We start from the raw sequence: 12,569 nt of genomic DNA, 5'->3' as shown, positions 1-12,569 counted from the left end.
GGACATACCCGGGAGCCCGGCAGCCTCCTCGCGTGGGTTCACGCCGCCAGCCGCCCCAGGCTGATGCGCTCGTGGCCGCCGAGGTCGCGACGGCTATGCACCTCGACGAAGCCGTGGGCCGTCAGCAACCCGCGCACCGCACCGGCCTGCGCGAAGCCGTGCTCCAGCAGCAGCCAGCCGCCGGCCTGCAGATGTCCGGGAGCCTCGACGATGATCCGGCGGATATCGTCTAGTCCGTCGGCACCGGCCACCAGCGCGCTGGCCGGCTCGAAGCGCACATCGCCCAGGGCCAGGTGCGGATCGTCGGCAGCGACGTAGGGGGGATTGCCGGCGATCAGCGCGAAACGCCGGCCGGCCAGCGCGGAAAACCAGTCGCTCGGCAGGAAAGTCGCATTGCCCAGCCCTAGGCGCTGGCGGTTGCGCTCGGCCAGCGCGACCGCCTTTATCACCCGGTCGACGCCGGTCAGCCGCCAGGCCGGCCGCTCCGCCGCCAGCGCCAGGGCGATGGCGCCGCTACCGGTGCCGAGATCGAGCACTTCGGCCGGAGTCGCCGGCAACAGCGCCAGGGCGGTTTCCACCAGCAGCTCGGTGTCCGGGCGGGGAATCAAGGTCGCCGGCGCCACCTCCAGATCGAGGCTCCAGAAGCCCTGGCGGCCGAGGATGTAGGCTACCGGCTCGCCGGCCCGGCGGCGCGCCAGGTCGGCAGCGAAACGCGCGGCCAGCGCCTCCGGCACCTCGCGCTCGGGCCAGGCACGCAGATAGCTGGCCGGCTTGCCGAGGGCCGCGGCGAGCAACCACTCGGCATCCAGGCGCGGACTCGGCGAGTCGGGCAGGTCGGCGGATTCGAGGAGGGTTTCGATGCTTGCCATGACGACGGCTATCTCCGGTCAGAGGGTGGACGGCCCAATCCACCGCGGGTTCGAAGGTGGAAAAGCGCCATGCGGGCTTCTACCCTGAGACTTGACATCCTCCCTGCCCTAAAGGATGGGAATTCCCACTGCTGGACGGCCATGCCCGGCCGCGAGAATGCTCCTGGCCGCGTTCACGTCGCGGTCGTGAGTGACACCGCACTCACAGCAGATCCATTCTCTTATTCCAAGGCCCGCGATACCTTTTGGCCTCGAACCGGGTAGGCAGCCGCAATTCGAACAGGCTTGGGTGGTGTAGCGCTCGTCGACCACCTTGAAGACGATGCCTGCGTGTGCGCACTTGTATTCCAGCATCGTCTTCAACTGGCCCCAGCCGGCGTCGAGCACCGACTTGGCCATCCGGGTCTTCACGAGTTTCGTGGACGACACATCGCCCACGTGGATTTCGCCGTACTGGCTGACCAGTTTCCGGCTGAATTTGTGCAAGGCGTCCTGGCGGCGGTTGGCGATCCTGACGTGAATGGCCTTGGTGCGGGCCTTCTTGCCGGCGCGCTGGGCAATGGCCAGCTTCGCTTCCAGGTCGCGGTAGAAGCGGCCGCTCTCCAACTTCGTGCCATCGCTGCAGGTCGCCACGTCCTTGAGGCCCAGGTCGATGCCGAGCGCCCCTTGCCCTGGTGAAAGCTCAGCCTCTATCTCCACGGCGACGTTGAAGTACCAGCGGCCCCGCGCATCCTCGCTGAAGCTGCCCAAGCGGAACCCGTACCGGCTCAGGCCGTGGCTGTCCCAGACCTTGAAGTAGTGCCCGTTGTGGTAGACCTGCCCGTTCTTCCAGCTTGCCGCTCCAGTGTTGACCGGAACCCAGCCGAGGGATCGACGGGCACCGCCCGACTTTCGCCAATTCAGCCGGACCTTCTTGAACTGCCCGCGCCGGGTGACGTACTCGGCAGCCACGCATTGCAAGGTGTGGCTGTGCAGACCGAGATCCTTGCCGGCGCCCTTGGTGTAGGGATGCATGTCATAGGCGGACAGAAAGACCCCGCGCTCGCGAATCGAGCGCTGGCTCGGTTCGTTCAGGTAATTCCAGACGAAGTTGACGCCGCGGGCCATCTGGCGCAGCAGCGGAGCATGCTTGTCTCGAACGCGAACGTGCAGGGTCTTGGTCTGCTTCATGCCGGCATTTTACCCGATGAAGGGACGGCTACGCCGTCCGCGCTATCCTTCCCCGCACTAAAAGTACGGGGTATGCCGCGCCTCTTGATCACGAGATCAATCCCCCAGCGCGGCCAACTGGTCGGCCTGGTATTCGCTGAGCAAAGGCTCGATCACCGCCTCCACGCCGCCGGCCATGACCTCGTCGAGGGCATAGAGGGTCAGGTTGATGCGGTGCTCGGTGACCCGCCCCTGCGGGAAGTTGTAGGTGCGGATGCGTTCGGAGCGGTCGCCCGAACCGACCAGCAGCCTGCGCGTCTCGGAGATTTCCCGGTGCGCGGCGGCGTCCTGGCGGTCCTGCAGCTTGGCCGCCAGCCAGGCCATGGCCTTAGCGCGGTTCTTGTGCTGCGAGCGCTCCTCCTGGCATTCGACAACGATGCCGGTAGGCAGGTGGGTGATGCGGATCGCCGAATCGGTCTTGTTGACGTGCTGGCCGCCGGCGCCCGAGGAGCGGTAGGTATCGACACGCAACTCGGCCGGGTTGATCTCGATCGCCGCCTGCTCGTCCGGCTCCGGCAGGACCGCGACAGTACAGGCCGAGGTGTGGATGCGGCCCTGCGACTCGGTTTCCGGGACACGTTGCACGCGGTGCGCGCCGGACTCGAACTTCAGCTTGCCGTAGACGTTGTCGCCTTCGACGCGGGTGATGATCTCCTTGTAGCCACCGTGCTCGCCGGGGTTCTCCGAGAGGACCTCGATCCGCCAGCCCTGCTTCTCGGCGTAGCGCGAATACATGCGGAACAGGTCGCCGGCGAAGATCGCCGCCTCGTCGCCGCCGGTGCCGGCGCGGATCTCCAGGAACACGTTGCGCGCGTCGTTGAGGTCCCTGGGCAACAGCATGCGCTGCAGGCGATCCTCCAGGCCGGCCAGCCGCTCGCGGGCCTCGGCCACCTCCTCGGCGGCCATCTCGCGCAGATCCGGGTCGCTGTCCTTGAGCAACGCCTGGGCGCCCACCAGATCGTCCCGCACCTTGCAGAATTCGCGGTAGGCGGCGACCACCGGCTCGACTTCGGCGTACTCCTTGGAATAGGCGCGGAAACGGCCCTGTTCGGCGATCACCTCGGCATCGCCGAGCAACGCGGTGAGTTCCTCGTAGCGATCGTGCAGGAGGTCCAGTTTGTTCAGCAGGGAGGCTTTCATCGTTTCGACTCACCCTCGTCGAGGGCAAAGAGTTCCTGGGCCACGGCCAGCGCATCGAAGCGGCCGTCGGCGGAGAGCTTCTTCAGTTGCACGCTGGGAGCGTGCAGCAGCTTGTTGGTCAATGCGCGCGCCAGGGAGGCGACCACATCCAGTGGATCGCCGCCATTGGCCAGCAGGCGCTGGGCCTTGATCAGTTCCTCGTCGCGCAGGCGCTCGGCTTGCTGGCGGTAGGCCCTGAGCACGTCCACCGCGGCCAGTTCGCGCAGGCGCAGCATGAAATCGCCGGCGCCAGCGGCGACCAGTTCCTCGGCGGCCCTCGCCGCGTCCTGACGACTCCTGCGGTTTTCCTCGATGACCTCGTGCAAATCGTCGACGCTGTACAGGTAGACGTCGTCCAGATCGCCCACCTCCGGCTCGATGTCGCGCGGCACGGCGATATCGACCATGAATATCGGCTTGTGCTTGCGCTGCTTCAGCGCCCGTTCGACCGCGCCCTTGCCGAGGATCGGCAACTGGCTGGCGGTGGAGCTGATGACGATGTCGCTATTGACCAGCTCCTGGCCGATGTCGGCGAGCAGGATCGCCTGGCCGCCGACCTGCTCGGCCAGGGACCGGCCGCGCTCCAAGGTGCGGTTGGCGACCACGATGCTCCTGACCCCCTGCTCGTGCAGGTGGCGGGCGACCAGGGTGATGGTTTCCCCGGCGCCGATCAGCAGGGCCTGGCTGCGCTGCAAGTCGCTGAAAATCTGCTTGGCCAGGCTGACCGCGGCGAAGGCCACCGACACCGGGCTCTCGCCGATGGCGGTGTCGGTGCGCACCGCCTTGGCGGTGCTGAAGGTGGCCTGGAACAACCGGCCGAGCAACGGGCCGACGGTGCCGGCCTCGCGCGCCACGGCATAGGCGGCCTTCATCTGGCCGAGGATCTGCGGTTCGCCGAGGACCAGGGAGTCGAGCCCCGAGGCAACGCGCATCATGTGGCGCACGGCAGATTCGTCCCGATGCACGTAAGCGCAGGTGCGCAGTTCGTCCAAGCTCAGCCGGTGATAGTCGGCCAGCCACTGCAGTACCACCTCGACTCCCGGACTATCCTGCTCCAGGTAGAGTTCGCTGCGGTTGCAGGTGGAGAGAATCGCCGCCTCGCGGCTATCCGTATGCAGGCAGAGCTGCCGCAACGCCTCGACGAGCTGCGCGGGCGTGAACGCCACGCGCTCGCGGACATCCACCGAAGCGGTCTTGTGGTTTATACCGAGGGCGATGAATGCCATTCAGGTGCGCAGGTCCGAACAGAGAAAGCACGCGATTGTCCTACTTCGGCAAATGGAGGACAACCTCCGTCCACCCGCCCTGCGCCCCTCCAGCCCCCGTGGCCATGGGCTTGACCGACGGCTTGTGTCATGATGCGCCCGACTCTTTCCGGCACAACCATCGCTTTCCCTTCCTTATGAATAAAATCTTCGCCTTGCTGGCCGTCATGATGCTTCTTGGCGGCTGTCAGAGCCTCTCCCAGCCGGGCGGCAGACCGCCGGCGAAAGAAGAGGCCGCACCGTCGCCCGCTCCGGCCAGCTCGCCGCCGCCGCAACCGGTCGGCTCGTTCCGCGAAGACACCCTCTACAGCCTGCTGGTCGGCGAATTGGCAGGGCAGCGCAACCGCTTCGACATCGCCCTGGAAAACTACGCAGCCCAGGCCCAGGCCACCCAGGACCCTGGCATCGCCGAACGGGCCTTCCGCATCGCCGAATACCTCGGTGCCGACCAGAACGCGCTGGACAGCGCGCTGATCTGGGCGGACAACGCCCCGGCCGACCTCGACGCGCAGCGCGCCGCCGCCGTCCAGTTGGCGCGCAACGGCCGCTACGACGACTCCATGCGCTACATGGAGCGGGTCCTGCAGGCACAGGGGGATACCCATTTCGACTTCCTCGCTCTGGCCGCGGCGGAAAGCGACCCGGAAACCCGCGCCGGACTGCTGCAGAGTTTCGACCGGCTACTCGCCAAGTCGCCGGAAAACGGCCAGTTGCTGTTCGGCAAGGCACTGCTGCTGCAGCAGGACAACCAGCCCAAGGCCGCTCTCGAACTGCTCGAGAAGCACCCGGCGAGCGAGCACGAAATCGCCCCGCTACTGCTGCGCGTGCGCCTGCTGCAGGGGCTGGGACACAGTGACGAGGCGAACGCCTTGCTGAAGAAGGGCATGCGCGAGTACCCCGACGACAAGCGCCTGCGCCTGACCTACGCCCGCCTGCTGGTCGAGCAGGGCCGCCTCGACGACGCCAAAAACGAGTTCGTCACCCTGGTCCGGCAGTTTCCCGAGGACGACGACCAGCGCCTGTCCCTGGCGCTGGTCTGCCTGGAAGCCAAGGCCTGGGATGAGGCCGTGGTCTACCTGAAGGAACTGATCGAACGCGGCAGCTACGTGGATGCCGCGCATTACCAGATGGGTCGCGTTTACGAGGAGCGCGAGGACCCGGAAAGCGCATTGATCGAATACGCCCTGGTCGGCCCCGGCAACCACTACTTGCCGGCGCAACTGCGCCAGACCGAGATCCTCTTCGAGCGCGGCCGCCCGGAAGAAGCCTCGGCGCGTCTGGCGCAGGCCCGCGAAAACCAGCCGGACTACGCCCTGCAGCTCTATCTGGTCGAGGCCGAGGCACTGACCAATCGCGAACGGCTCGACGAGGCTTGGCAGGTCATCGAGCGCGCCCTGCGCCACTTCCCGGACGACCTCAATCTGCTCTACACCCGTGCCATGCTGGCCGAGAAGCGCAACGACCTGGCCCAACTGGAGCGCGACCTGCGCTTCATAATCGCGCGCGAGCCGGACAACGCCATGGCCCTGAACGCCCTCGGCTACACCCTGGCCGACCGCACCACCCGCTACGCCGAGGCCAAGGCACTGATCGAACAGGCCTACCAGCTCAACCCGGACGATCCGTCGATTCTCGACAGCCTCGGCTGGGTGAACTACCGCCTGGGCCAGTTGGGCGAAGCCGAACGCCTGCTGCGTCAGGCCGCCGAGCACATTTCCGACCACGAGATCGCCGCCCACCTGGGCGAAGTGCTCTGGGCCCGCGGCAAGCAGCGCGAGGCCCGCAAGGTCTGGGCCAAGGCGCTCGAGGAACAACCCGACAGCGCCATCCTGCGCAGCACCCTGCTGCGCCTGACCGGATCCGAGACCCTCTGAGCCATGTCCATCCCGTCTCTTCGTCACATCCTGCCGCTCGCCCTGCTCGCCCTGCTCGCCGGCTGCACCGGCCTGACCTCCCGGGAAGCCCTCGAGGGCCAGGGCGATCCCGAGCACTGGCGGGCGCACAAGCGCGAGATCGGCGCCCTCGACGCCTGGCAGATCAGCGGCAAGGTCGGCATCAAGGCCCCCCGCGAATCCGCCAGCGGCACCCTGTTCTGGCTACAGCGCCAGGACTACTACGACATCCGCCTGTCCGGCCCGCTCGGCCGCGGCGCGACGCGCCTGACCGGGCGTCCCGGCGGTATCGAACTGGAGGTCGCCGGCCAGGGACGCTACCGGGCCGAGTCGCCAGAAGCCCTACTCGAACAGCAACTCGGCTGGCGCCTGCCAGTTTCCCACCTGCTCTGGTGGGTACGCGGCCTGCCGGCGCCCGGCAGCCGCAGCCAGCTCACCCTCGACGGCGATAGCCACCTGGCCTGGCTGAGCCAGGACGGCTGGCAGGTCGAATACCAGCGCTATGTCGAACAGAACGGCTTCTGGCTGCCCGAACGCCTGAAGCTGTACGGCCAGGACCTGGTCGTCACCCTGGTGATCAAGGACTGGCAACCGCGCCGACTGGGACTCTGAACGCCATGCGACACGCACAACTGATCCTGCCGGCACCAGCCAAGCTCAACCTGATGCTGCACATCCTCGGCCGCCGCGCCGACGGCTACCACGAGTTGCAGACCCTGTTCCAGTTCCTCGACCACGGCGACGAACTGGGCTTCGCCGTGCGCGAGGACGGTGCGATCCGCCTACATACGGAAATCCCCGGCGTTCCCCACGACGGCAACCTGATCGTCCGTGCTGCCCGCCAATTGCAGCGGCAAAGCGGTTGCCGGCTGGGCGCCGACATCTGGCTGGACAAGCGCCTGCCGATGGGCGGCGGCATCGGTGGCGGCAGTTCGGACGCGGCGACCACCCTGCTCGGCCTCGACCGCCTCTGGCGACTGGGTTGGGACGAGGAACGCCTGGCTGCGCTGGGTCTCGCCCTGGGCGCCGATGTGCCGGTCTTCGTACGTGGCCGCGCTGCGTTCGCCGAAGGGGTCGGCGAACGCCTGCGACCGGTCGAACTGGAGGAACCCTGGTTCCTCGTCGTGGCACCGCAAGTCACTGTCAGCACAGCAGAAATTTTTGCCGACCCGGAGTTGACACGTAATACACCGGCCATTACAGTTCGCAGCCTCCTTGCAGGGGAAGGTCGTAACGACTGCCAAGCAGTCGTCGAAAGGCGTTACCCGGAAGTGCGTAACGCCTTGAGCTGGCTGAGCAAATTCGTTCCGGCCAGAATGACCGGAACTGGGGCTTGCGTATTTGGGAGCTTCCCAAATCGGGGCGATGCTGATAAAGTCGCCCGCCAACTTCCAGTGACCATGCCGGGTTTCGTTGCCCAGGGGCGCAACATATCGATGTTGCACCGCAGGCTAGAGACATTGGCGCAGGGAGTGAATGCCTAGCATTCGATGATCGTGTGTCGTAGGGGCGTCGCCAAGCGGTAAGGCAGCAGGTTTTGATCCTGCCATGCGTTGGTTCGAATCCAGCCGCCCCTGCCATATTCCAGAGGGTTTGCACGCATCGACCGGGCATTCCGGGATGTAACGCCACAGGGGCGTCGCCAAGCGGTAAGGCAGCAGGTTTTGATCCTGCCATGCGTTGGTTCGAATCCAGCCGCCCCTGCCATATTTCAGGAAGCTGTTCAAAAACGCCGCCCTCGAGCCGCCTTTTTGAGCAGCTTTTTAATTTCATCGGGTCCACCCTCAGCCGGCAGGTACTGCGCGTGTCCAAGATGATGGTTTTCACGGGGAACGCCAACCCCGACCTGGCGCGTCGCGTCGTACGTCAGTTGCATATTCCCCTCGGCGACGCCTACGTGGGCAAGTTCTCCGACGGAGAAATCAGCGTCGAGATCAACGAGAACGTCCGCGGCAAGGACGTCTTCCTGATCCAACCGACTTGCGCACCGACCAACGACAACCTCATGGAACTGGTGGTGATGGCCGACGCCTTCCGTCGCTCCTCCGCCTCGCGGATCACCGCGGTCGTCCCCTACTTCGGCTATGCCCGCCAGGACCGCCGCCCGCGCTCCGCCCGCGTGGCGATCAGCGCCAAGGTGGTGGCCGACATGCTCGACGTGGTCGGCATCAACCGCATGCTCACCGTCGACCTGCACGCCGACCAGATCCAGGGCTTCTTCGACATCCCCGTGGACAACATCTACGGCTCGCCGGTACTGGTCGACGACATCCACGCCCAGCGCTTCGAGAACCTGATGATCGTCTCCCCGGACATCGGCGGCGTGGTGCGCGCGCGTGCCGTCGCCAAGTCCCTGGGCGTAGATCTGGCCATCATCGACAAGCGTCGGCCGAAGGCCAACCAGTCGGAAGTCATGCACATCATCGGCGACGTGGAAGGCCGCACCTGCATCCTGGTCGACGACATGGTCGACACCGCCGGTACCCTGTGCCACGCGGCCAAGGCACTCAAGGAGCACGGCGCCGCCAAGGTCTACGCCTACTGCACCCATCCGGTGCTATCCGGCCGCGCCATCGAGAACCTCGAGAAGTCGGTGATGGACGAGTTGGTGGTGACCAACACCATCCCGCTGTCCGCCGCGGCCCAGGCCTGTACGCGCATCCGCCAGTTGGACATCGCCCCGGTGGTGGCCGAAGCGGTGCGCCGCATCAGCAACGAGGAATCCATCAGCGCCATGTTCCGCTAGGGAACCGGCGCCGATATCACCGCCCTGCCCCGCGCGGGGCCTTCAGCCATCGCCCGGACGCTGGTCGCAAGCGTGCGGGCGGCGCTGTCATTTTGGAGAAACGCAATGACCGATTTTACCCTGAATGCCGAAGTGCGTTCCGACTTGGGGAAAGGTGCGAGCCGCCGCCTGCGTCGTAACGCCGCCCAGGTTCCCGCCGTGATCTACGGTGGCGACAAGGAGCCCCAATCCATCAGCATCCTGACCAAGGACATCGCCAAGCTGATCGAGGACGAGGCCGCCTTCAGCCACGTGGTCACCCTGAACATCGCCGGCGCCACCGAGACCGTGCTGATCAAGGCCCTGCAGCGCCACCCGTCCAAAGCCACGGTGATGCACGCCGACTTCCTGCGCGTGGTCGCCGGCCACAAGCTGAGCGCCGTGGTGCCCCTGCACTTCGTCAACGCCGAGACCTCGGTTGGCGTGAAGCAGCAGGGTGGCGAAGTCTCCCATGTGATCAGCGAAGTGGAAGTGTCCTGCCTGCCGAAGGACCTGCCGGAGTTCATCGAAGTCGACCTGGCCCAGGTCGAAGTCGGCCAGATCGTCCACCTGTCCAACCTGAGCGTGCCGGCTGGCGTCGAGCTGGTGGCCCTGGCCCATGGCAACGACCTGGCCGTGGCCAACATCCACGCCTCCCGCGTGAAGGAAGAAGGCGCCGAGTAATCGCTCGGAGCCATTGGAGGGCCCCTGCATGACCGCCGTGCAACTGATCGTCGGCCTGGGAAATCCCGGCCCGGAATACGAGCAGACCCGGCACAACGCAGGGGCCTTTTTCGTCGAGCGCGTGGCGTCCGCCAAGGGTGTCCGCCTCAGCGCCGACAAGAAATATTTCGGCCTGGTCGGCAAATTCAGCCATCAGGGCCGCGACGTTCGTCTGCTCATCCCCACCACCTACATGAACCGCAGCGGCCATTCCGTGGCGGCGCTGGCGAACTTCTTCCGCATTCCGCCGGCGGCCATCCTGGTGGCCCACGACGAACTCGACATGCCCCCCGGCACCGCCAGACTCAAGCAGGGCGGCGGCCATGGCGGGCACAACGGGCTGCGCGACATCATCGCCCAGTTCGGCAACCAGAACTCCTTCTATCGCCTGCGACTCGGCATCGGCCATCCCGGCGACAAGAATCTCGTCTCCGGCTTCGTGCTCGGCCGGGCTCCGCGCAGCGAACAGGAAAAGCTCGAGGCCTGCATCGACTTCGCCCTCGACGTGCTGCCGGACATGCTCGACGGCAACTGGACCCGCGCCATGCAGCAGCTGCACAGCAGGAAAGCCTGAGCCACCCTTTTCCACCGACTCCAGCTCTGCGAGGGACACACCATGGGATTCAACTGCGGCATCGTCGGCCTGCCCAACGTCGGCAAGTCCACCCTGTTCAACGCCCTCACCAAGTCCGGCATCGCCGCCGAGAACTTCCCCTTCTGCACCATCGAGCCGAACAGCGGCATAGTGCCGATGCCCGATCCGCGCCTGGATGCCCTCGCCGCCATCGTCAAGCCCGAGCGCGTGCTGCCGACCACCATGGAGTTCGTCGACATCGCCGGCCTGGTCGCGGGTGCCTCCAAGGGCGAGGGCCTGGGCAACAAGTTCTTGGCCAACATCCGCGAGACCGACGCCATCGCCCACGTGGTGCGCTGCTTCGAGGACGACAACGTCATCCACGTCTCCAACTCGGTCGATCCCAAGCGCGACATCGAGATCATCGACCTCGAACTGATCTTCGCGGACCTCGACAGTTGCGAGAAGCAGTTGCAGAAGGTCGTGCGCAGCGCCAAGGGCGGCGACAAGGAAGCCCTGGCGCAAAAAGCCCTGCTGGAAAAGCTGATTCCGCATTTCAGCGAAGGCAAGCCAGCCCGCTCGCTGATGAAGGGCATGGACGACGAGCAGAAGCGCATCGTTCGCGGCTTCCACCTGCTCACCAGCAAGCCGGTGATGTACATCGCCAACGTCGCCGAGGACGGCTTCGAGAACAACCCCCACCTCGACGTGGTCAGGGCCATCGCCGAGGAAGAAGGCGCCCTCGTGGTGCCGGTCTGCAACAAGATCGAGGCGGAGATCGCCGAACTCGACGACGACGAGGAAAAGCAGATGTTCCTCGAGTCCATGGGCATGGAAGAACCCGGCCTGAACCGCGTGATCCGCGCCGGCTACCAGCTCCTCAACCTGCAGACCTACTTCACCGCCGGGGTCAAGGAAGTGCGCGCCTGGACCGTCAAGGTCGGCGCCACAGCGCCGCAAGCCGCCGGGGTGATCCACACCGACTTCGAAAAGGGCTTCATCCGCGCCGAGGTCATCGCCTACGACGACTTCATCCAGTACAAGGGCGAAACCGGCGCCAAGGAAGCGGGCAAGTGGCGCCTGGAAGGCAAGGACTACATCGTCAAGGACGGCGACGTGATGCATTTCCGCTTCAACGTCTGACGGTTTTTGCTGGATCTCGGTGGCGCTCAGTAGCGCTTGATAGACACGGTCGCCCTCACGCAGTTGCGCTTCGCTTTATTCGCTGTGACCAGCTCAGGGCGGGACTTGCACCCGCAGGAGTGCGCCCATGCTGGGCGCACCAGCACAAAACCCCGTACCACGCCGTGGTTCTCATCCAGTCAGAGGAAAGTCGTCGCGCTCCGTGGTGCCCGGCGCCCCAGGACTCAGATCTTACCGACCAGATCCAGGGACGGAGCCAGAGTGGCTTCGCCCTCCTTCCACTTGGCCGGACAGACTTCGCCGGGGTGGGCGGCGACGTACTGGGCGGCCTTGATCTTGCGCAGCAGTTCCAGGGCATCGCGCCCCACCCCGCCGGCGTTGATTTCGACGATCTGAACCTTGCCTTGCGGATCGATCACGAAGGTACCGCGATCGGCCAGGCCGGCTTCCTCGATCATCACCTCGAAGTTGCGGCTGATCGCACCGGTCGGGTCGCCGATCATCGGGTAGCGGATCTTGCCGATGGTTTCCGAACTGTCGTGCCAGGCCTTGTGGGTGAAGTGGGTGTCGGTGGAGACGGCATAGATTTCCACACCCAGCCTTTGGAACTCGGCGTAATGGTCGGCCAGATCGCCCAGTTCGGTTGGGCATACGAAGGTGAAGTCGGCCGGGTAGAAGAACACCACGGACCACTTGCCCTTCAGGTCGGCGTCGGAAACCGGGATGAATTCGCCATTGTGGTAAGCGGTCGCGTTGAAGGGTTTCACCTGGGTATTGATCAAGGACATCTGTGAACTCCTGTGGCGGTTTGAAATCGGGGACAAATCCGATGCTACGCGCCAGCCTCTTTCCAAAGAATTTAATTGATCGAATAGTGTCGATTTACTAAGACTATCAAAGATCCGGCGAAACAAATCGCTAAAAGCCGGGCGCGTTGCCGTCTTTTCCCGT

At 65.4% G+C, this 12,569-nt stretch carries 12 protein-coding genes and 2 tRNA genes; 9 read left to right on the top strand and 5 right to left on the bottom strand.

Annotated elements, in window-relative coordinates; translation table 11 throughout:
- Nucleotides 1-38 precede the first annotated feature (38 nt).
- The 4 genes from prmC to hemA all read right to left on the bottom strand — a co-directional run bounded on the left by prmC (nucleotide 39) and on the right by hemA (nucleotide 4,483).
- Nucleotides 39-869 (bottom strand): peptide chain release factor N(5)-glutamine methyltransferase, encoded by an 831-nt coding sequence (gene prmC / locus ACGI6K_RS03605; RefSeq protein ID WP_376949479.1) that lies wholly within the window; start codon nucleotides 867-869, stop codon nucleotides 39-41.
- Between the two features lie 108 nt (nucleotides 870-977).
- Nucleotides 978-2,039, bottom strand: a complete 1,062-nt coding sequence (locus ACGI6K_RS03600) for an RNA-guided endonuclease InsQ/TnpB family protein (protein WP_377969107.1) — start codon at nucleotides 2,037-2,039, stop codon at nucleotides 978-980.
- Between the two features lie 96 nt (nucleotides 2,040-2,135).
- On the bottom strand, nucleotides 2,136-3,218 hold the full coding sequence (gene prfA / locus ACGI6K_RS03595; RefSeq protein ID WP_376941692.1) for a peptide chain release factor 1: 1,083 nt from the start codon (nucleotides 3,216-3,218) through the stop codon (nucleotides 2,136-2,138).
- Nucleotides 3,215-4,483 carry a glutamyl-tRNA reductase gene (hemA, locus tag ACGI6K_RS03590; protein ID WP_376941694.1) on the bottom strand — a complete coding sequence of 423 codons (1,269 nt, stop codon included), beginning with the start codon at nucleotides 4,481-4,483 and terminating at the stop codon, nucleotides 3,215-3,217. Before hemA ends, prfA begins: the two co-directional genes overlap by 4 nt.
- 176 nt (nucleotides 4,484-4,659) lie before the next feature.
- On the opposite strand from hemA, the gene ACGI6K_RS03585 reads away from it, so the two are divergent.
- The 9 genes from ACGI6K_RS03585 to ychF all read left to right on the top strand — a co-directional run bounded on the left by ACGI6K_RS03585 (nucleotide 4,660) and on the right by ychF (nucleotide 11,618).
- Nucleotides 4,660-6,396, top strand: a complete 1,737-nt coding sequence (locus ACGI6K_RS03585; RefSeq protein ID WP_376941696.1) for a tetratricopeptide repeat protein — start codon at nucleotides 4,660-4,662, stop codon at nucleotides 6,394-6,396.
- A gap of 3 nt (nucleotides 6,397-6,399) precedes the next feature.
- Entirely contained in the window at nucleotides 6,400-7,026 is a 627-nt protein-coding gene (gene lolB / locus ACGI6K_RS03580; protein WP_376941698.1) for a lipoprotein insertase outer membrane protein LolB, read from the top strand.
- 5 nt (nucleotides 7,027-7,031) lie between these two features.
- Complete coding sequence (ispE, locus tag ACGI6K_RS03575; protein WP_376941700.1) at nucleotides 7,032-7,898, top strand: 4-(cytidine 5'-diphospho)-2-C-methyl-D-erythritol kinase; 867 nt, start codon at nucleotides 7,032-7,034, stop codon at nucleotides 7,896-7,898.
- Between the two features lie 21 nt (nucleotides 7,899-7,919).
- Nucleotides 7,920-7,994: transfer RNA gene (locus ACGI6K_RS03570), tRNA-Gln, on the top strand.
- Nucleotides 7,995-8,046: 52 nt separating this feature from the next.
- A tRNA-Gln gene (locus ACGI6K_RS03565) sits at nucleotides 8,047-8,121 on the top strand.
- Nucleotides 8,122-8,218: 97 nt separating this feature from the next.
- Entirely contained in the window at nucleotides 8,219-9,160 is a 942-nt protein-coding gene (locus ACGI6K_RS03560; protein ID WP_376941702.1) for a ribose-phosphate pyrophosphokinase, read from the top strand.
- 105 nt (nucleotides 9,161-9,265) lie between these two features.
- Complete coding sequence (locus ACGI6K_RS03555; RefSeq protein WP_376941704.1) at nucleotides 9,266-9,862, top strand: 50S ribosomal protein L25/general stress protein Ctc; 597 nt, start codon at nucleotides 9,266-9,268, stop codon at nucleotides 9,860-9,862.
- Between the two features lie 28 nt (nucleotides 9,863-9,890).
- The gene (gene pth, locus ACGI6K_RS03550) at nucleotides 9,891-10,475 is read left to right on the top strand and encodes an aminoacyl-tRNA hydrolase (protein WP_376941706.1); all 585 of its coding nucleotides are present in this window, start codon (nucleotides 9,891-9,893) and stop codon (nucleotides 10,473-10,475) included.
- A gap of 42 nt (nucleotides 10,476-10,517) precedes the next feature.
- Entirely contained in the window at nucleotides 10,518-11,618 is a 1,101-nt protein-coding gene (gene ychF / locus ACGI6K_RS03545; RefSeq protein ID WP_376941708.1) for a redox-regulated ATPase YchF, read from the top strand.
- A 224-nt stretch (nucleotides 11,619-11,842) separates the two neighbouring features.
- Here ychF and ahpC read toward each other — a convergent pair whose 3' ends face one another.
- Nucleotides 11,843-12,406, bottom strand: a complete 564-nt coding sequence (gene ahpC, locus ACGI6K_RS03540; protein WP_376941710.1) for an alkyl hydroperoxide reductase subunit C — start codon at nucleotides 12,404-12,406, stop codon at nucleotides 11,843-11,845.
- Nucleotides 12,407-12,569: the final 163 nt, after the last annotated feature.

It is taken from the genome of Azorhizophilus paspali (assembly GCF_043587585.2).
In the GTDB taxonomy this organism is placed as follows: Bacteria; Pseudomonadota; Gammaproteobacteria; order Pseudomonadales; family Pseudomonadaceae; genus Azotobacter; species Azotobacter paspali.
This window is presented reverse-complemented; position numbering and strand designations above follow the sequence as displayed.

Bases quoted from the DNA above. Each gene is read 5' to 3' on its own strand.
- prmC (WP_376949479.1), bottom strand. From the start codon at position 869: ATGGCAAGCATCGAAACCCTCCTCGAATCCGCCGACCTGCCCGACTCG.
- ACGI6K_RS03600 (WP_377969107.1), bottom strand. From the start codon at position 2,039: ATGAAGCAGACCAAGACCCTGCACGTTCGCGTTCGAGACAAGCATGCT.
- prfA (WP_376941692.1), bottom strand. From the start codon at position 3,218: ATGAAAGCCTCCCTGCTGAACAAACTGGACCTCCTGCACGATCGCTAC.
- hemA (WP_376941694.1), bottom strand. From the start codon at position 4,483: ATGGCATTCATCGCCCTCGGTATAAACCACAAGACCGCTTCGGTGGAT.
- ACGI6K_RS03585 (WP_376941696.1), top strand. From the start codon at position 4,660: ATGAATAAAATCTTCGCCTTGCTGGCCGTCATGATGCTTCTTGGCGGC.
- lolB (WP_376941698.1), top strand. From the start codon at position 6,400: ATGTCCATCCCGTCTCTTCGTCACATCCTGCCGCTCGCCCTGCTCGCC.
- ispE (WP_376941700.1), top strand. From the start codon at position 7,032: ATGCGACACGCACAACTGATCCTGCCGGCACCAGCCAAGCTCAACCTG.
- ACGI6K_RS03555 (WP_376941704.1), top strand. From the start codon at position 9,266: ATGACCGATTTTACCCTGAATGCCGAAGTGCGTTCCGACTTGGGGAAA.
- pth (WP_376941706.1), top strand. From the start codon at position 9,891: ATGACCGCCGTGCAACTGATCGTCGGCCTGGGAAATCCCGGCCCGGAA.
- ychF (WP_376941708.1), top strand. From the start codon at position 10,518: ATGGGATTCAACTGCGGCATCGTCGGCCTGCCCAACGTCGGCAAGTCC.
- ahpC (WP_376941710.1), bottom strand. From the start codon at position 12,406: ATGTCCTTGATCAATACCCAGGTGAAACCCTTCAACGCGACCGCTTAC.